Annotated in this window: 14 protein-coding genes and 1 pseudogene; 9 read left to right on the top strand and 6 right to left on the bottom strand. The window is 71.0% G+C overall.

Annotation, left to right across the window (positions count from 1 at the left end; translation table 11 throughout):
• Nucleotides 1-255: 255 nt before the first annotated feature.
• Nucleotides 256-564 (top strand): hypothetical protein, encoded by a 309-nt coding sequence (locus AB0D31_RS27120; protein ID WP_362727869.1) that lies wholly within the window; start codon nucleotides 256-258, stop codon nucleotides 562-564.
• Between the two features lie 94 nt (nucleotides 565-658).
• On the opposite strand, the gene AB0D31_RS27115 is transcribed toward AB0D31_RS27120, so the two are convergent.
• Both AB0D31_RS27115 and AB0D31_RS27110 read right to left on the bottom strand, forming a co-directional pair.
• A complete protein-coding gene (locus AB0D31_RS27115; protein ID WP_362727867.1) occupies nucleotides 659-1,882 on the bottom strand; it encodes a hypothetical protein in 1,224 nt (407 codons plus the stop codon).
• A gap of 127 nt (nucleotides 1,883-2,009) precedes the next feature.
• Nucleotides 2,010-2,555, bottom strand: coding sequence for a GNAT family N-acetyltransferase (locus AB0D31_RS27110; RefSeq protein WP_362727865.1), 546 nt, complete (start codon nucleotides 2,553-2,555; stop codon nucleotides 2,010-2,012).
• Nucleotides 2,556-3,255: 700 nt separating this feature from the next.
• On the opposite strand from AB0D31_RS27110, the gene AB0D31_RS27105 reads away from it, so the two are divergent.
• Nucleotides 3,256-3,717, top strand: coding sequence for a VOC family protein (locus AB0D31_RS27105; RefSeq protein WP_362727863.1), 462 nt, complete (start codon nucleotides 3,256-3,258; stop codon nucleotides 3,715-3,717).
• 257 nt (nucleotides 3,718-3,974) lie between these two features.
• Here the strand turns inward: AB0D31_RS27105 and AB0D31_RS27100 are convergent.
• Nucleotides 3,975-4,190: pseudogene (locus tag AB0D31_RS27100) on the bottom strand (transposase); the annotation flags it as partial.
• A 189-nt stretch (nucleotides 4,191-4,379) separates the two neighbouring features.
• Between AB0D31_RS27100 and AB0D31_RS27095 the strand changes: the two are divergent.
• On the top strand, nucleotides 4,380-5,378 hold the full coding sequence (locus AB0D31_RS27095; RefSeq protein WP_362727861.1) for a hypothetical protein: 999 nt from the start codon (nucleotides 4,380-4,382) through the stop codon (nucleotides 5,376-5,378).
• Nucleotides 5,379-5,639: 261 nt separating this feature from the next.
• Here the strand turns inward: AB0D31_RS27095 and AB0D31_RS27090 are convergent, their stop codons facing one another.
• The 3 genes from AB0D31_RS27090 to AB0D31_RS27080 all read right to left on the bottom strand — a co-directional run bounded on the left by AB0D31_RS27090 (nucleotide 5,640) and on the right by AB0D31_RS27080 (nucleotide 7,633).
• On the bottom strand, nucleotides 5,640-6,191 hold the full coding sequence (locus AB0D31_RS27090; protein WP_362727859.1) for an MOSC domain-containing protein: 552 nt from the start codon (nucleotides 6,189-6,191) through the stop codon (nucleotides 5,640-5,642).
• A gap of 118 nt (nucleotides 6,192-6,309) precedes the next feature.
• Nucleotides 6,310-6,492, bottom strand: coding sequence for a hypothetical protein (locus tag AB0D31_RS27085; RefSeq protein ID WP_362727857.1), 183 nt, complete (start codon nucleotides 6,490-6,492; stop codon nucleotides 6,310-6,312).
• A gap of 94 nt (nucleotides 6,493-6,586) precedes the next feature.
• Complete coding sequence (locus AB0D31_RS27080; RefSeq protein ID WP_362727891.1) at nucleotides 6,587-7,633, bottom strand: acyl-CoA desaturase; 1,047 nt, start codon at nucleotides 7,631-7,633, stop codon at nucleotides 6,587-6,589.
• Nucleotides 7,634-7,907: 274 nt separating this feature from the next.
• Between AB0D31_RS27080 and AB0D31_RS27075 the strand changes: the two genes are divergently transcribed.
• The 6 genes from AB0D31_RS27075 (at nucleotide 7,908) to AB0D31_RS27050 (ending at nucleotide 16,870) form a co-directional block, all read left to right on the top strand.
• Nucleotides 7,908-10,760: a DEAD/DEAH box helicase gene (locus AB0D31_RS27075; protein ID WP_362727889.1), complete on the top strand. Its 2,853-nt coding sequence runs from the start codon at nucleotides 7,908-7,910 to the stop codon at nucleotides 10,758-10,760.
• On the top strand, nucleotides 10,757-12,061 hold the full coding sequence (locus tag AB0D31_RS27070) for an SWF or SNF family helicase (protein ID WP_362727855.1): 1,305 nt from the start codon (nucleotides 10,757-10,759) through the stop codon (nucleotides 12,059-12,061). Before AB0D31_RS27075 ends, AB0D31_RS27070 begins: the two co-directional genes overlap by 4 nt.
• Nucleotides 12,062-12,283: 222 nt before the next feature.
• The gene (locus AB0D31_RS27065; RefSeq protein ID WP_362727853.1) at nucleotides 12,284-13,786 is read left to right on the top strand and encodes an APC family permease; all 1,503 of its coding nucleotides are present in this window, start codon (nucleotides 12,284-12,286) and stop codon (nucleotides 13,784-13,786) included.
• Nucleotides 13,783-14,811 carry an acetamidase/formamidase family protein gene (locus AB0D31_RS27060; RefSeq protein WP_362727851.1) on the top strand — a complete coding sequence of 343 codons (1,029 nt, stop codon included), beginning with the start codon at nucleotides 13,783-13,785 and terminating at the stop codon, nucleotides 14,809-14,811. Before AB0D31_RS27065 ends, AB0D31_RS27060 begins: the two co-directional genes overlap by 4 nt.
• Before the next feature lie 43 nt (nucleotides 14,812-14,854).
• Nucleotides 14,855-15,430, top strand: coding sequence for an N-acetylmuramoyl-L-alanine amidase (locus tag AB0D31_RS27055; protein WP_362727849.1), 576 nt, complete (start codon nucleotides 14,855-14,857; stop codon nucleotides 15,428-15,430).
• A gap of 111 nt (nucleotides 15,431-15,541) precedes the next feature.
• Entirely contained in the window at nucleotides 15,542-16,870 is a 1,329-nt protein-coding gene (locus AB0D31_RS27050; protein ID WP_362727887.1) for a GAF domain-containing protein, read from the top strand.
• Nucleotides 16,871-16,874: the final 4 nt, after the last annotated feature.

Below are 16,874 nucleotides of genomic sequence, written 5' to 3'. Positions count from 1 at the left end.
GAATCCGGGCCAGGCAAATCCCTTTGGGGATGGGGAAATTGGTGACGACTCTTGACCGACGCCTGACATGTGTACACCGCACCGGAGGCCTGATACTGGCGGTCGCCAGTGTCCCCAAGGGGAAGAATCCGTCTCGTGAAGTTCAGGACCAGAACTGCTACCCGTCTCGCCGAAGCTGCCCTTGCCGCTGCGGCTGCCGGGGTGACGCTCGCCGGGCCTGCCCACGCCGCCGACAGATACTACTGCGGTGACGCCGTGACCTTGAGCAATAAGACGAGCGTGATGGAGTGCATCCACCTCGGCGGCAACGGGTACTGGCAGCCCTACATGTACCTCACCGGCTTCACGAACATGTGGGAAGTGCCCTCGGTCGGACAATGGATCAACAGTGCCGACGGCCACCACGGCGACTTCACCCACATCCCCGGCGGGCAGTACAACGCCGGCATCATCTGGGGGAAGTCCACCAACTGGCGAGTCGACTGCTACGTCCAGGCCCAGGCGTCCATCTCCGTCCCGGACGAGGCCTACGGCCTGTTCTCGCCGACGAAGAAGGTGTGCTGACCCCCGAGACGAGCAGGGCGTCCCCGTGCGAAGTGCACTGCACGGGGACGCCCTCACGGTTGTTCCGTTGGCGTAACTCGGTATCGGACGCGGGCTACCAGTGCTTGATGGTGACGCCGAGCGTGGAGGTGATCGCGCCGATGTCGGTGTACGACATGAGGTCCCAGCACGTGACGCGGTCACCGACCGCCGCCGGGGTCGTGCATGTGGTCGTGCCGCCGACTCCGGATTCGACGAGGCCTGCGGAGATGAGCCCCTTCGCGAGGACCGTGCTTCCCGTCGTCGGGAAGAACACGGGCCCACCGGAGTCGCCGTTGGCGTTGATCTGGCGGAAGTTGGGGCTCTTGTCGCGGACGTCGTTCTGGCTGTACCAGGTGTGCCCGTCGTAGGTGTGATGGGTGCCCGTCCGATACACCTGCATGTTGCAGGTGTATCCGGTCACGGAACCGGACACGCACATCCAGTCGCCGTTTCCGGTCGACTGCGTACCGGTGACTTCGGCCGTGTACTGGCCGGCTCCGTTCCCGTTGTAGTAGTCTGGGCCGAGCCAGACGTCACCGTAGGAATAGCCCGAGATCGCCTGCCCGCCGTAGGTGTAACTGATCTGCGTGGTGCGTCCGACGGACGAGTTGTCGCCGCGGTACCAGTTGTCCCAGCCGCAGTGGGCCGCGGTGAGGACGACGTCATGACCGGCGGAGTCGCTCGCGGCGAACCCCGTTGAGCACCCGGTGCCGGAGCCCGAGTGGATGTGGCCGCCTGCCATGTTGTACAGGCCCGGGCCGTTGACGCTGCGGTTGATGGACGAGCTTCCGGTCCAGTTGGTCGTAGGCTTGGCCGAGACCGTCTCGATGGTGACGGGATAGTCCCCGATGATGCCGCGGATCGCGGTGGTGACGTCCGCGGCCGCAGCCGACGGGGCCGGTGCGGACGGTTTCTCCGCGTTACGGGGTGCCGCCGTCGATGCGTCGAGCCCGACGTGGAGCCCGCTGCCGTCGGGTTGGGGACCTGCCGACACGATGTGTCGGCCGCCCAGCAGCGCCGGATCGGCCGCCGCAGCGTGCATGAGCGCGACGGACTTCCGGTTCAAGTCGGATTCGGTGTAGGCGGCGCGCAGGGTGTCGACCTTGATGCCCTGGCCGGAGGCCGCGCGCCGGGTCTCGACCTGGACGGCCGAAGGGACTTGGCCGTGCCAGTACAGCGTCATGGAGTTCCGCAGCGGATCGACGACGACACCGCCGATGCCGGCTTCCGCACCCGACGAAGATCCAGCGGCACGGATCCGGTCGCGCAAGGAGTCGAGCTTGGGCTGGTTCGTCATGATGGCTGCCGTGTCCGCGGCGGAGTTGCCGAAGAGCACTGCGCGACCGCTCGCCTTCGACGGGGCCGGGAGTGCTACGGGGCAACCGTGCAGGTCGCGGCAGCAACGAGTGGCTATGACCTGCGTGTTACCCGGGTGCTGCATAGCAATGCACGACTACCGTCTGCTCCAGGCTCCACTGCTGCTCGACCGTGCCCAACAACTCCCAGCCCAGACGCTCGTAAAGGGCTACTGCTGAGGCGTCGGACGCCACGACGTCGAGCACGGGATGCAGATCGCGTTCCCGCGCGTCACGCATCGCCTGGGCCATCAGAAGTGCGCCGATCCCATGGCCTCGTGCGGCCGAGGCGACGAACAGGCGGCTGACCACACCCGCTGACGCTCTGCTCGCACCCTCGCGACCGCCCCACAGGCCCGGCGCGACATCGCCTGCCTCACTGCGAGACAGACCGATGTGACCGACGATCCGCCCGTCAAGCTCCGCTACCCAGGCCGCGAGCAGCGCCGGCTGGGACAGCCAGGCATCGGGACGGTCCGGCCAGTTCACTGGGTAGCCGTCTTGCTCATGGACGTCAGCAAGTACCTGAACGCACGCGCCGAGGTCGGAGTCTGTTCTACGCCGGACAAGCCGGATCGGTGCTCCGCCGGCTGCAGGAACATTCTCGCTATGCACCGGAGCATGGAAGCACAGCCCGCCCACCTGACATCTGTGACCAGACATTTTCGATACACGCTCCAGCGGGCTGCCCGGCCGCCAGGGGCGGCGCCGAGCCGGTGCTGGATGCCGTCAACAATCGTCGCATCCCGGGAGTTGACGGCGGGAGCTGTCTCACGATTCGCCGCCCCGGCGACGTGGCTCCTACCGACGGGCTGTATCCAGCGGCGCGGCCACTGGACGAAGAGCGCGACTGAGTGCCACTCCAAGCGGTCCGCGGCGGGCTCGCCGGGCTTGCCGTGGGGTTTCACGTTTAAGGAGCGGCCCGTGCGGCCGGGCTCGGTGAACACCGTGGCGGACAAGTCGGTCATGTTGTGGGGCGAAGGCCACGTGGACGGGTTGCCCCGGGGGGGTGATCAGCGCGAGGGCGCCGCAGGCGGAGACGAGGACGTGGCGAAGATGCGTGGGACTCACTCTTAGCCGGCCCCGGCTGCCCCGGCTGCCCGGCTGCCCGGCTGCCCGGCTGCGGCGGATGACAGCCGAAGGAAGTGGGCGCGGTCGCCCAGGGTTGTCCCGTAACTGCTACTTGGCGGCACGAGAGTAACTGGCCGGAATCGCACCCCAGGTTCCCTTTGGGCCCACCCCTGCGACCGCACGAGACAGCAGTGGGTAGCAGGCGCCTCCTCCCGCCCACGTGCGAACCTGCCGACCTGCGGTGATGAGCCAGGCCCCTGTTATCGTGCGCCGATGTCAACGATCAAACCAGTTCCAAGTGACCTTCGACTGCGCAGAGCCTGCTCGCCTAGCCGCCTTCTGGTGCGAGGTGCTGGGGTACGTCGTACCGACGGTCCCGGAGGGCTTTGCCCCGTGGGAGGAGTACCACCGCTCGCTGCCGCCCGAGGATGAGATCTACTTCGCGTGCACTGATCCCTCGGGCGTGGGCCCGCGCTTGCTCTTCCAGCGAGTTCCCGAAGGCAAGGTCGTCAAGAACCGGCTGCATCTCGATGTGCGGGCCGGCGCCGGGCTCGTGGGTGAGGAGCGCCTGGCCACACTCGAGGCCGAGTGCGCACGGCTGATGGCGCTCGGCGCGAAACACGTGCTGACGCAGCGCGCCGATGGCGTCAACGAGTCGTGCATCACGATGCAGGACATCGAGGGCAACGAGTTCTGCCTCGCCTGATTCTCCTGCGAGACTGCGAGGTGGGGAGCCGTCTCCGGCCTTGCGGAACATCGGAGCATCCGATATTGGCTGCTCCGATGTTCCCCAAGGCCGGTCTCCCGTGCACCTCTCAGGTCCCGCATGCGGCGGGAGTCATCCCGTGAGAGCGAGGTTGTGCAGGCGGACAACGCCGTGCATCGCGTGGCGCACACCGTCGCCTCTTACGAGTTGGTGCGTGATAGCGGGTGAGGCATATTTGGCCTGGTCGTGACGTGTTCTCAGGCGCTGGTGGTGCGGTCGGAGACGAGGCCGGCGATGGCGCGGTAGGTGTCGGGCAGGCGGTCGCGGCAGTGGGTCCAGCACGTCAGTTGCTTCCAGCGTTTGTGGTCGGCGAGGGCGTGTTCGACGGTGATGCGGTCGGAGGAGTGCCCGTGGCGGTCGCGTTCCCATTGTTCGACTCTGCCGGGCAATGCTCCGGGCCGGGGTCTTCTGGGTGTGAGATCTTCCCTTCCGAACGGCACGATTAGCCGCAGCAGCCATCCTGCGACGTGGCGGCTCCCCGTTTGGCTCCCCTGAACCCCAGGGCCTTACTCATGAGGAGCATTGACCTCCACGGAGCCCTCGACGTCTGCGTTACCGACTGGTTAAGGTGCGCCGACGAGCGAAGCGAAGGGGAGGATTCCGTGACCGGGACGGACGAGGCCGAAGCGGCCGCAACCGCCGCAGACGAGGCACTTTACGTACTCACGGCGGCGCTGCTGACCCCCGCGCAGTTCCCGAGCGTGCTCGGCGACGACTACCCCGAGGCCTGCGCGGCGCTCGGCCTCGGGCCGTACGCCCAGGGGTACGGTCTCGTCCTCGGTCAGGACGGCAAGGGCGCACGCTGGACGGTCGTCATCGATGACGTGTCGCTCGTAGCGGTCGCGATCGCGTCCTGGGACTGCGGAATGGAGTACGAGCTGTCGCCGGACGACCGCACGGTGGTGGCGGCGCTGCCCGGCTGGCCGCTGGAGCTGGTCGTCTCGGCCCCGAACGTCCCGTCTCCGCACGACCCCGAGCCCGATCCGCAGGGTCCTCCCCCGCTCGCCCCGCCCGACACGACCCAGTGGGGCCCGGCCCAGCGCCGGCTCGGTGCGGACGCGGTCGCGGTGCAGTGGACGACGTGGCGCGAGCAGCTGGACGACGGCGCGTTCGGGCCGCCCCCCAAGGCGTCGGACGCCACGACATCGGACGCCACGAGAGCCGCCCCGGACAGCCCCGAGGAGCCCGAAGACCCGGCCCCCGTCAAGTCCGACCGGTCCGTGGAGACGGACAGCGAGAGCAGCGGGAGGAAGGACAGCGAGGGCAACGGCCGGCCCGACACGGCGGCCGGGTACCACCACCACGACCACGACAACCACGACGACCCCGGCGAGCGCACCGGTGTCCGTCGCGTCCTCGCGGAGCTGCGCGGGTACCTCGATACCGCTCCCCCGGTCGGCCGCGTGCGCTCCGGCTTCGCGCCGGGTGGCGCACGCACCCTGCGCGCCGACGGCCCGGGCTGGTCCCTGGTGGCCAGGACCGACGACGTCGCATTTGTCCTGCTCGACGAGTGCCCCGGCGATGTCCACCCGGTGGGCCGCGGTGGAGACCTGCCCGCCCTCCTCGTATCCCTGGAAGCGATGGCGTTACGCCCCTCGTGAGGACGGCACGCGCGCTTCCTGCGGCTGGCCCGCGCCGGGCCCAGCCCAGCCCGGCCCAGCCCGTCCACCGAGCCGGCCCGACCTCGCGGTAGGCACGCCGTCCCTCACGAGGACGGCTCCTGCTCCTCGTACGGACGGCCCATGCCGGACCCAGCCGAACTCAGTGCAACCCGGCCCGGCCCACAGAGCTGACCAGGCCGGCCCATGAGCACACCCGCCTCAACTCATGGTCAGCGCAACCCAGTTGAAGTGGAGCGGAGCTCACACCCGGTCGAGTGGCCGGTGTGGGCCCGTCGGCAGGTCGGCCAGGATGGTGTCGCCGGGGCGGATCTCGCCACCCGAACGGACCACGCTCATGATCCCGGCCTTGCGCACTATGTTGCCGTCGTCGTCGCGGCCGACGACCTGCTTCAGAAGCCCACTCTGGAAACCGTCGATCTGCAGGCACGGGTTGCGCAGCCCCGTGACCTCGACGACCGCCTCGGGCCCTATGCGCAGCAGGGTGCCCACGGGCAGCGAGAGCAGGTCGATGCCCTCGGTCGTGACGTTCTCGCCGAGCTGGCCCGGGGCCACGTCGAAGCCCTGCTCGGCGACCTCGTCGAAAAGCTCGCCGTGGATGAGATGGACCTGACGGAGGTTGGGCTGCGTCGGATCCTGGGCGACGCGGGAGCGGTGCTTGACCGTCACTCCCGCGTGGACGTCCCCCGCCACACCGAGCCCGGGGAGCAGGGTGATGCTCTCCCGGTTCGGCTTGGTGAAGGAGTACTCACCGTTGCTGCTGACCGCTGTGACCGTTCCCCTGGCACCGCTCATCGCGCGGAGCTCCCCTCTGCCGTGCCAATGATCGGCTCGAGCCTAACCCGGCCGGGCCCCGCTCACCCCGGCGTCGGCCGCGTTCCGGGCTCGCTCGGCCTCACCCGATCGACGGGCCCTAGCGGCCGAGCTCCTTGCGGGATATGTGCCGCAGCCTGCGCCGCTGGCTGGGGTCCAGCGTGAAGTAGGCCACCACGGGGACGCCGATCAGCACCAGCAGGGCGAGCCAGAATCCGATCAGAGGGATCAGGATGAGCCCCGCCACGATTCCACCGGCGGCGATCATCGCGCGCTTCGACATGTCCGTCGCCTTCCTTTGCGCGGCCCGCGGCCGCTCTTCCTGTCCAGAGAACGCCCGGCGGCGTCCGCTGGTTCCAGCTGCCTTCCACTATGCGTCACTTCCGCAGCGGTGCGCCGACCTCGTGCATGTGCCCGAGGGCCTGACGGTAGGAGTCCGTCAGCGAGGTCTCGGCGTACGGGATGCCGAGCGCCGCACAGTGGGCGCGGACCATGGGCTGGGCGAGCCTGAGGTGCGGGCGCGGCATGTTCGGGAAGAGATGGTGCTCGATCTGGTAGTTCAGGCCGCCGAGTGCCCAGTCGGTGAGCGGCCCGCCCCGTACGTTGCGCGAGGTCAGGACCTGACGGCGCAGATGTCCCCAGGACGAGTCCTCGGCGTCGTCCGGGTCGGGCATCTCCATGCCTTTGTGGTTAGGGGCGAACGTCATGCCGAGGTGCAGGCCGAACAGCGCGTGGTGCACCAGGGCGAAGACGAGGGCCTTGCCCGGGGACATGACGCTCAGGAGCAGAGTCGCGTAGCCGGCGAGGTGGGCGATCAGGAGGGGCGCCTCGACGGCGCGCTCGCGGGGCGGCTGTCGCTTGAGATCCTGGAATCCGTACACCTTGAGGGCGATGCCTTCGAGGAGCAGCATCGGGAAGAAGAGCCGGGCCTGGTTGCGGGTGAGCCAGCGGGCGAAGCCTTCGCGCTGCTCGGCCTGGCGCTGGGTCCACACGAGGGCGCCGACCCCGACATCGGGGTCCTTCTCTATGTGGTTGGGGTTCGCGTGGTGGCGGTTGTGCTTGTCGTTCCACCAGGCGTAACTCATGCCGAGCAGCAGGTCGCTGTGGAACAGGCCGATGATCCGGCCCGCGCCCTTGCCCCGGGTGATCTGGGCGTGGCCGGCGTCGTGGCCGAAGAAGGCGCTGCGGGCCCACAGGACGGAGAGCGGGAGGGCGAACAGGAGGGTCCACCAGGTGTCGCCGGACAGCGCCATCGCGGTGACCGTCACGCCGAGCGCGAGCAGGTTGACGGCGATCCCCGTCACGTACCAGCCGGTGCGCCGGTCGAGCAGGCCCTGCCCCTTCACCGCCTTGAGCAGGGGGCCGAACTCGCTGCCCGTCCGCGGCTCGGCCCGGGCGCCGAGGCCCGTGGCGGGTTGCGGCATGGTCGCCTGTGACATGACGTCTCCGGTGGTCGGGTGTCCCGCCGCAGTTGCCTGCGCTGGTCCCCATGAACGTACGGAGCCACCGCATTGACGACCATGGAGCCACCCCCCGGCTCCGCATGGGGGGTTACCCCGAGCCCGCCGGTGGTGCTGACAGCACCCACCCGGTTCCATGTGATGTGGGCCACTACGGCCGCACCGCCGCGCGGCCGGACTTTGCTGTACCCTCGGCGACCTCGGCCAACGTAGTCAAATTTGAGGAATGCGTTTCGCTGTGCAAAGGCTCCCCGCTCCAACGCCGTCCCAGCTTGCCGAACTCGCCCGTTGTTGTGTGACCTTCCTGCCCGACGACCCCTTCCGCACCGGCCGCGTCGCCGTGTGGCAGCCCGGAGGCGACGCGGCCCCGGCCGCTCCCGGCGCCGTCGAGCAGCTCACCGTCGTCGGCGCGGACGCCCTGCCCCACACCGTGCCCGCTCTGCTCCTGCCCGTCCGTGACGCACTGCCCGTGCTCACCCGGGCCCGTGCTCTCGCGCACGCTTCGCGCGCGACCGCCTTCTGGGGCTCGGCCGCGCTGCTCGCGCTCCAACTCGCCGCGCGCGGGCTGTTGTTGCCCGGCCTCACCGAGACCGACCACGACGCGTGGCGGGTCGGGCCGCTCGGCGCCGACGACCTGGACAAGGTTCGCCAACTCGCCGCCGCGATGCCTCCCGAGGCACACGCCATCCCGCTGCGGGCCGCGCCCGAGCCGGTGCTGCTGCCCGACCCCGAGCGGCTCCTGCGCGCCTTCCTCGACGCCGTCGCGGACGGGCTGCCGCGTACGCCGGGCGCGGCCCGCGTCACCGGTTCGCCCGCCTTCGCCGCGGAGGCTTCCCAGCGGCTACCCGGGCAGCGGGCCTGGGCCGCCGATGTGGCGGCCGGGCACGACGCGGGCGTACGGATCTCGCTGCGCGTGGAGCTGCCGGGGCTGGCCTCGGCGGACCCGGAGAGCGCCGGGCCGGTGTTCCGCGCCGTGCTCCAGATGCACAGCGTCAGCGATCCGGCGCTGGTCGCTGACGCCGCCGAGGTGTGGGCGGGCTCCGGTGCGGCCGCGCGTTTCGGGCCGCGGGCCCGCATGGACGCGCTGCTCGCGCTGCGCCGGGCGGCCCGCGCGTGGCCGCCGCTCACCCCGCTCCTGTCGGCCGCCGTGCCGGACGCGGTCGAGCTCGCCGACGACGAGGCGGGAGAACTGCTCGGCCCGGCTTCGCGCGCGCTCGCCGCGATCGGCGTCCAGGTGCACTGGCCCAAGGAGCTGTCACGCAAGCTGACGGCGCGCGCCGTGATCGGCCCGCGGGAACAGGAGCCCGGGCACATCGAGTCCGCCGCACCGTCGACCCTGTCCGCCGACGCGCTGCTCGGCTTCAGCTGGTGGTTCGCGCTCGGCGACAGCGAGTTGAGCCGCCAGGAGCTGGACGAACTGGCCGAGGCAAGCCGTCCCGTGGTGCGACTGCGTGACCAGTGGGTGCTCGTCGACCCCGAGGAGGTGCGGCGCGCCCGCACCGCGCAGGACCGCAAGGTGACGCCTGTCGATGCGCTGGCCGCCGTCCTCACCGGGTCGACCGAGCTGGACGGGCGGCGGGTCGACGTCGAGGCGACGGGCTGGCTTGCCCGCCTGCGCGACCGGCTCGCCGATCCCGAGGCCGCTCGCGAGCAGCCTGTGGTCCAACCGGCTGCGCTCGCCGCGCAGTTGCGCGACTACCAGCTGCGCGGTCTCAACTGGCTCGCCGACATGACGTCGCTGGGTCTGGGCGGCTGTCTCGCCGACGACATGGGGCTCGGCAAGACCATCACCCTCATCGCCCTGCATCTGCACCGTCAGAGCGACCCGGCGACGGCCGGCCCGACCCTCGTCGTGTGCCCGACCTCCCTGATGGGCAACTGGCAGCGCGAGATCGAGCGGTTCGCCCCCGGCACCCCCGTCCGCCGCTTCCACGCCTCGGCCCGCTCCCTGGAGGCCCTGGGCGACGGCGAGTTCGTGCTCACCACGTACGGGACCATGCGTATGGACGCGGCCAGGCTGGCCGCCGCGTCCTGGGGCATGGTGGTCACCGACGAGGCCCAGCACATCAAGAACCCGTACTCCGCGACGGCCCGACAGCTGCGCACCATCGGGGCCCGCGCCAGGGTGGCGCTCAGCGGCACCCCCGTCGAGAACAACCTTTCCGAGCTGTGGGCGATCCTCGACTGGACCACGCCGGGACTGCTCGGCCGGCTCGGCGCGTTCCGCACGAAGTACGCGTCCGCAGCCGAGAGCGGCCAGGACCCGGCGGCCGCAGAGCGGCTCTCCCGGCTGGTGCGGCCCTTCCTGCTGCGGCGCCGCAAGTCCGATCCGGGCATCGCACCCGAGCTGCCGCCGAAGACCGAGACCGATCGCGCCGTCTCCCTCACCAGGGAGCAGACCGGTCTGTACGAGGCGGTGGTGCGCGAGACGCTGGCCGAGATCTCGGGCGCGGCCGGATTCGAGCGGCGCGGCCTGGTGATCAAGCTCTTCACCGCGCTGAAGCAGATCTGCAACCACCCCGCGCAGTACCTCAAGGAGGACGCCCCCACGATCGCCGGCCGCTCGGGCAAGCTGGAGCTGCTCGACGAGCTCCTGGACACCATCGTCGCTGAGGACGGCGCCGTGCTGGTCTTCACGCAGTACGTCCGCATGGCGCGGCTCATCGAGGAACACCTCGCGGTGCGCGGCGTGCCGACCCGGTTCCTCCACGGTGGCACGCCGGTGGAACGCCGCGAGGAGATGGTGCGATCCTTCCAGGACGGCCAAGTCCCGGTGTTCCTGCTGTCGTTGAAGGCCGCGGGCACGGGCCTCAACCTCACCCGGGCCGGTCATGTCATCCACTACGACCGCTGGTGGAACCCCGCCGTGGAAGCGCAGGCCACGGACCGCGCCTACCGCATCGGCCAGACCCAGCCCGTGCAGGTGCACCGGCTCATCGCGGAGGGCACCATCGAGGACCGCATCGCCGAGATGCTCGCCCGCAAACGGGAGTTGGCGGACGCGGTGCTCGGCGCGGGCGAGTCCGCGCTGACCGAACTGTCCGATGCCGAGCTGACGGATCTGGTGGCGCTGCGAGGGAGCGGTCGATGAGCGACACATACAAGCCCGGCACTGATGGTCGGGACGCCTACGCGAACGAGCACACCTTCGAGCCGCTGGCTCCCGTGAGCGGGCGTGCCTTCGCCGTCACTTGGTGGGGTCAGGCGTGGCTCAAGGCCCTGGAGGACACCGCGCTCGACGGGCAGCAGCTCAAGCAGGGGCGGCGCCTGGCCCGCGCGGGCGCGGTCGGCGCCGTGACCGTACGCCCGGGCCGGATCACCGCGGTCGTACGGGACCGGGACGGTGCGCAGCACCGCAGCGACGTACTGCTTCAGGAGCTGGACGCGGACGAGTGGGACCGGTTCGTCGCCATGGCCGCTGAGCGAGCCGGACACATCGCGGCGCTGCTGGACCGCGAGATGCCGCCGCACCTCGTGGAGGACGCCGCGAGCGAGGGCATCGAACTCCTCCCCGGCATCGGGGACTTGGACGCCGAGTGCGGTTGCGACGCGTGGGACCACTGCCCACACACCGCGGCGCTCTGCTATCAGGTGGCACGCCTCCTGGACCAGGACCCGTTCGTCCTGCTCCTGCTGCGGGGCCGTACGGAACGGGCGCTCCTCGACGCCCTTCAAGAGCACGGCGCCGCCCCGGCCGCCGGTGAGCCCGCGACGGCACAGGGCGTACCGGCCGCCGAGGCATTCGCGGCCCGTGACATCGTTCCGCCGCTCCCCGCCCCGCCCTCCCTGCCGCCGGAGCCGGGCGGCCCTGCCCGCCTGGACACCGAGACCGCGCCGGAGCCCGGGGTGGACCCGGCGGCGCTGGAGTTCCTGGCGGCCGACGCCGCGCGACGGGCGCACCGCCTGCTCGCCGATGCTCTCACCCAGGGGCACGAACTCCAGCCATTCTCAGGGAGCTTGACGGGGGATCAGGACATAGTGCGGTTCGCGGCGGGCTGTACCGATGGTCGCCTCTCCGCGCGTATCGGCGCCGCTTCGGGTCGCCGGCCCGCCGATCTGTCGGTGGCCGTGACCGCCTGGCGGTTCGGCGGGGTCGCGTCGCTGCGCGTGCTGGAGGAGGAGTGGGCCCCGGAGCGGCAGGAGCTGGCACGGGCCGTCGGGGACCTCGACCGCGCCTGGGCCGAGGCCGAACGCCCCGCTCTGCGGGCGACCGGTACCAACCGCTGGACGGTGACCGGGCGGGACGCCCAACTGCGACTCGGCCCCGACGGCCGTTGGTGGCCCTACCGCAAGGAACGCGGCCGCTGGACCCCGGCGGGCCCATCCGACCGGGACCCTGCGGCGGCCCTCGCCCCGGTGCTCAACGCGACCGAGGACCACGCCGAGGCCTGACTCGGGCGCCCCCGCGAGAACCGGCCAGCCCCCTCCACCGCCTTCCACCCCGCGCACCGGCCGTCCCCTTCCACCGCTTCCACCGCTTACACTCGGCGCACCGACCGCCCCCTTGCACCGCTTCCACCGCACGCACCGGCCGTCCCCTTCCACCTCGCGCACCCCGGACCGTACGGTAACTCCCGTGAGCAGCCTGCCTGTTGAACGACCGAGGGAGCCACTGTGCGGGGCACATCGCGTACGCGTACGGACGTCGGCCTCGCACGGGACGCGGTCGGTCTGCGCGAGGTCCTCTTCCAGAGCGTCACCGCGATGGCGCCCGCCGCCGCGGTGGCCGCGTCCATTCCTGCGGGTGCCGCGTTCGCGGGCGGCAGTCTGCCCCTTTCGGTCCTGGTGGCGCTCGCGGCGTGCCTGTTCACCGCCTCCTGTGTGGCGGAACTGGCGCAGGAGCTGCCCGCGGCCGGTTCGGTCGCCACCTACAGCGCCCAGGGGCTGCACCCGGCGGTCGGCTTCCTGGTGGGCTGGGGCTATGTCTTCGTGGAGGCGCTGGTGCCTCCCCTGCTCCTGCTGCAACTGGGCTTCACCACGGCGGGCACCCTGCACCAGCAGTGGGCCGCCTACCCCGTGGGCCTGTGGTGGCCGTGGTCGCTCGCTGGGGCGGTGGTCATCGCGATCGCGGGGTTCTTCGGGGTGCGGGCCTCGGCGCGCTTCGGAACGGTGCTCGGCGTCTTCGAGGTGCTGGTGTTCGTGGTGTTCGCCGTCATGCTGATCGTGGCGGCGGGATCCGACAACACCCTGACCGTATTCGGGACTTCGCACACCGCGACGGGCTATGGGGGGTTCGGCGGGGTGTTCGCCGGCTCGGTCTATACGGTGCTCGCCTTCGCCGGATTCGAGGCGGCCGCGCCGCTCGCCGAGGAGGCCCGCGATCCCCGCCGCACCATGCGCCGCGCGGTGTTCGGGGCGGCCCTGGCCATCGGGGTGGTCTACGTCCTGACCACGTACGCGATGGCGGTCTACTACGGCCCGGACCGGTTCGCCGGGTTCGGGGCGTCCGGCGACGCCTCGTGGGAGGGGGTGGCGCGCGCTTCGTTCGGTCTCTTCTGGGTGGTTCTGTTCCTCGCCGTGGTCAACTCGACGGTCGCCAACGCCAACGCCTGTGCCAACGTCTCGACGCGCACGGCCTTCGCGTTCGGCCGGATCGGCGTCTTCCCCCGTTCGTTCGCCCGCCTCCACCCGCGGCGCCGCTCGCCCGTGACGGGCGTCGCCGTGCAGTTCGCGGTGGCGGTGGCCGCGATCCTGGGGCTCGGGCTCGCCTACGGTCCGGTGACGGCGTTCACCCTGCTCGCCACCGTCATCGTCACGGTGATCATCGGCGTGTACATCGTCGTGGACCTGGCCTGCGCCGGATACTTTCTGCGGCGGCGCCGTGACCTGTTCAGCCCCCTGCGGCACATGGTGTTCCCGGTGCTCGGCATCGCCGCGTTCGTCCCGGCGCTGCTGACCGCGGCGGGGATCCCCGTGTTCTCCTTCGTCGCCGAACTCTCGCCGCCGGTGTCGTACGCGGGGCCGGTCGTCGGGCTCTGGATGGCGGCCGGGGTTGTCGTGCTGGTGGTGCTCGCGCGCCGGCACCCGGAGCGGCTGGCGCAGACCGGCCGCGTTCACCTCGTCGAACCCGATGAGGACCACCAGGACCACGAGGAGACAGGAGTGGTACGAGGATGAGTGACGACCCGCGGATCCTGACGGTGCGGCCCAAGGAGAACGAGTACGCCTGGACGTTCGGCGGGGCGCCACCGATCGCCCGGGTGGCCCCCGGAACCGTCCTCGACCTCTACACCGAGGACTGCTTCGCCGGCCGGGTCCGCTCGGAGGACGATTTGGTCTCGCGCGTCTGCGAGTTCCCCTTCCTCAATCCGCAGACGGGCCCCTTCTACGTCGAGGGCGCCGAGCCGGGCGACACGCTCGCCGTGCACTTCGTGTCCGTCAAGCCGGCTCGGGACTGGGCGGCGTCCACGACCGTGCCCCTGTTCGGCGCCCTCACCTCGACGCACACCACGGCCACGCTCCAGCCGCCCCTGCCGGAGACGGTGTGGATGTGGGAGCTCGACCGGGCCCGCGGCACCTGTCTGTTCCGGGCCCGTGAGAGCGACATCGAGGTCGAACTGCCGATGGACCCGATGCACGGGACGGTCGGCGTCGCTCCGGCCAACCTGGAGGTGCGTTCCGCGCTCGTGCCCGACGCGCACGGCGGGAACATGGACACGCCGGAGATGCGGGCGGGGGTGACCTGCTACCTGGGGGTCAACGTGGCGGGCGCCCTGTTCAGCCTGGGTGACGGTCACGCCCGCCAGGGCGAGGGCGAGACGTGCGGCGTCGCCGTGGAGTGCGCCATGAACACGGTCGTCGTGGTCGAGCTCCTCAAGGGCGTCGTCACGCCGTGGCCGCGCATCGAGTCGGACACCCACATCATGTCGACGGGGTCCGCGCGCCCTCTCGAAGACGCCTTCCGCATCTCGCAGTTGGACCTCGTGCGCTGGCTTGAGCGCGACTACGGCCTGTCCGCCCTGGACGCGTACCAGTTGCTGAGCCAGGCGGGTGAGGCCCCGCTTGCCAATGTCTGCGACACCAACTACACCTGTGTCGCCAAGATCCGCAAGGAGTGGCTGCCCGGCCGGGGCGAGCCACACCGGGGCCTCCACCGCCACCTGAGGGAGCGAACCACGCAACTCGCCTCCCTTTCCTCGTAGTTCAGCTGCTACCGCAGCGAATTTCTACCTCAGAGGTGCCTCGATGAATCGAAGAAGACTCCTGCAGGGGGCGGCCGGCTCGGTCGCCGCCGGCCTGCTGTTCCCGGCGACGGAGGCAGCCGCGGATGGCACCACCGACTATCCGCGGGCGCACTGGCTGCCCGCGTCGGCGTCCAACTACACCGCCTCGTCCAGGCCTTCGGCGTACGCGATCGACTGCGTCATCCTCCATGTCACGCAGGAGACCTGGTCGAACACGATCGGCATCTTCCAGAATCCGGCGAAGGAGGTGTCCGCGCACTATGTGACGCGCTCGGCCGACGGATACATCGCCCAGATGGTCCGGGAGCACGACATCGCCTGGCACGCCGGGAACTGGGACTACAACACGCGCAGCATCGGCATCGAGCACGAGGGCTGGGTGGATCAGTCCGCCTACTTCACCAACGCGCTGTACGAGCAGTCGGCGGCGCTCACGGCGTCGATCTGCGACCGGTACGGGATCCCCAAGGACCGCGAGCACATCCTGGGCCACTACCAGGTTCCGGGCACCGATCACACCGATCCGGGTCCGCAGTGGGACTGGGTGCGGTACATCCGCCTGGTCAACTTCGCCTGATCCGCTCGCGTTCACCGCTCACGGCACGCGGCGCGCCGACCCGTCACGACGGCGGTTCCGCACGCCTTGCCGGACCGTGGGGCGGCGGCGACGATGGAGGCGGCGCATTCGATGTGCGGGGAGGCCACGGTGACGGACAGGCGGGACGAGTCCTGGGTGGCCCTGGACGCGGGGGCCGACCCGGCCGAACGAAGCCGCCAACTGCGGTGCGCGCACGAGCAGTTCACCGCCGACGGACGTCTGGTGCGGCCCGTACGGCCGCTCGTGGCGGCGTCGTGGCAGCGCTCGGCGCGGGCCCGGGTCAGCCCGGACGGCGCGGCCCGTGTGGAACTCGGCGAGGAGGACGTTTCCGCCTACCGCGACGGCCATCCACTGGCCCGGGTCATGCCCGTCGTCCGGGAGTTGACGGACGCGTACGCCGGAGACGGTGAGCACGTGGTTGCCGTGTGCGACGCGCAGGGACGGCTCCTGTGGGTGGAGGGCCACCCACGGGCCCGGGCCGCGGCCGCACGGATGAACTTCGTACCGGGCGCCCGCTGGGCCGAGTCGGCCGTGGGCACCAACGCGCCCGGCACCGCGCTGGCCGAGGACCGGCCCGTGCAGGTGTTCTCCGCGGAACACTTCCGCCGGCCCGTACAGACGTGGACCTGCGCCGCGGCCCCCGTCCACGACCCGCGGACGGGACGACTGCTCGGCGCCGTCGACCTCACCGGCGGCGACGGCCTCGCCCACCCGCACAGCCTGGGCTTCGTCCAGGCCGTCGCACGGGCCGCCGAGTCCGAACTGGCGCTGCTCGCACCACCGCCCGTCCACGACACCATCCGCCTCGAAGCCCTCGGCCGGGACGAGGCGCTGCTCGTCGCCGACGGCCGCACGGTGCGCCTCAGCCGCCGCCACAGCGAGATCGCGGTGCTGCTGGCGTGCCACCCCGAAGGGTTGAGCACCGACGGACTGCTCGTGGCTCTGTACGAGGACGAGGCGGTCAGGCCGGTGACACTGCGGGCCGAACTCTCGCGACTGCGCAGGCTGTTGGGCCCGGAGCTCCTCGCGTCCCGCCCCTACCGGCTGTCCGCGCCCGTGGACGCGGACTTCCAAACGGTCGCCCGGCGGCTCGGCTCCGGCGCGGTCGCCGCCGCGATGAACGTCTACGGCGGCCCCCTCCTTCCCGGCTCGCAGGCCCCGGCCGTGGTCCGCCTGCGTGCTCGCCTCGCCGGCCAGCTGCGGGCCGCGCTCATCGCCCGGGCCGACCCTGGACTCCTGTCCGACTGGGCGTACAGCCCATGGGGAGAGGACGACCTGCCGGTGTGGCAGGCCCTGACGGCGGCGCTTCCCCGGCACCAACAGGCCGCTGTGCGGGCCCGGTTGACGGCCCTGTCCGCGGAGCAGAGCCTCGCAACGGGGCAGAGTCGCGCAACGGGACTGCAACCTCCCCGCGCCTAGGGTG

Source organism: Streptomyces sp. NPDC048361 (genome assembly GCF_040651795.1).
Taxonomy (GTDB): domain Bacteria; phylum Actinomycetota; class Actinomycetes; order Streptomycetales; family Streptomycetaceae; genus Streptomyces.
This window is presented reverse-complemented; position numbering and strand designations above follow the sequence as displayed.

Coding starts and splice junctions, on each gene's coding strand:
- AB0D31_RS27085 (WP_362727857.1), bottom strand. CDS start 6,492: ATGTCGAAGCGCGCGATGATCGCCGCCGGTGGAATCGTGGCGGGGCTC.
- AB0D31_RS27090 (WP_362727859.1), bottom strand. CDS start 6,191: ATGAGCGGTGCCAGGGGAACGGTCACAGCGGTCAGCAGCAACGGTGAG.
- AB0D31_RS27055 (WP_362727849.1), top strand. CDS start 14,855: ATGAATCGAAGAAGACTCCTGCAGGGGGCGGCCGGCTCGGTCGCCGCC.
- AB0D31_RS27105 (WP_362727863.1), top strand. CDS start 3,256: ATGAGCCAGGCCCCTGTTATCGTGCGCCGATGTCAACGATCAAACCAG.
- AB0D31_RS27080 (WP_362727891.1), bottom strand. CDS start 7,633: ATGCCGCAACCCGCCACGGGCCTCGGCGCCCGGGCCGAGCCGCGGACG.
- AB0D31_RS27070 (WP_362727855.1), top strand. CDS start 10,757: ATGAGCGACACATACAAGCCCGGCACTGATGGTCGGGACGCCTACGCG.
- AB0D31_RS27050 (WP_362727887.1), top strand. CDS start 15,542: ATGTGCGGGGAGGCCACGGTGACGGACAGGCGGGACGAGTCCTGGGTG.
- AB0D31_RS27115 (WP_362727867.1), bottom strand. CDS start 1,882: ATGACGAACCAGCCCAAGCTCGACTCCTTGCGCGACCGGATCCGTGCC.
- AB0D31_RS27060 (WP_362727851.1), top strand. CDS start 13,783: ATGAGTGACGACCCGCGGATCCTGACGGTGCGGCCCAAGGAGAACGAG.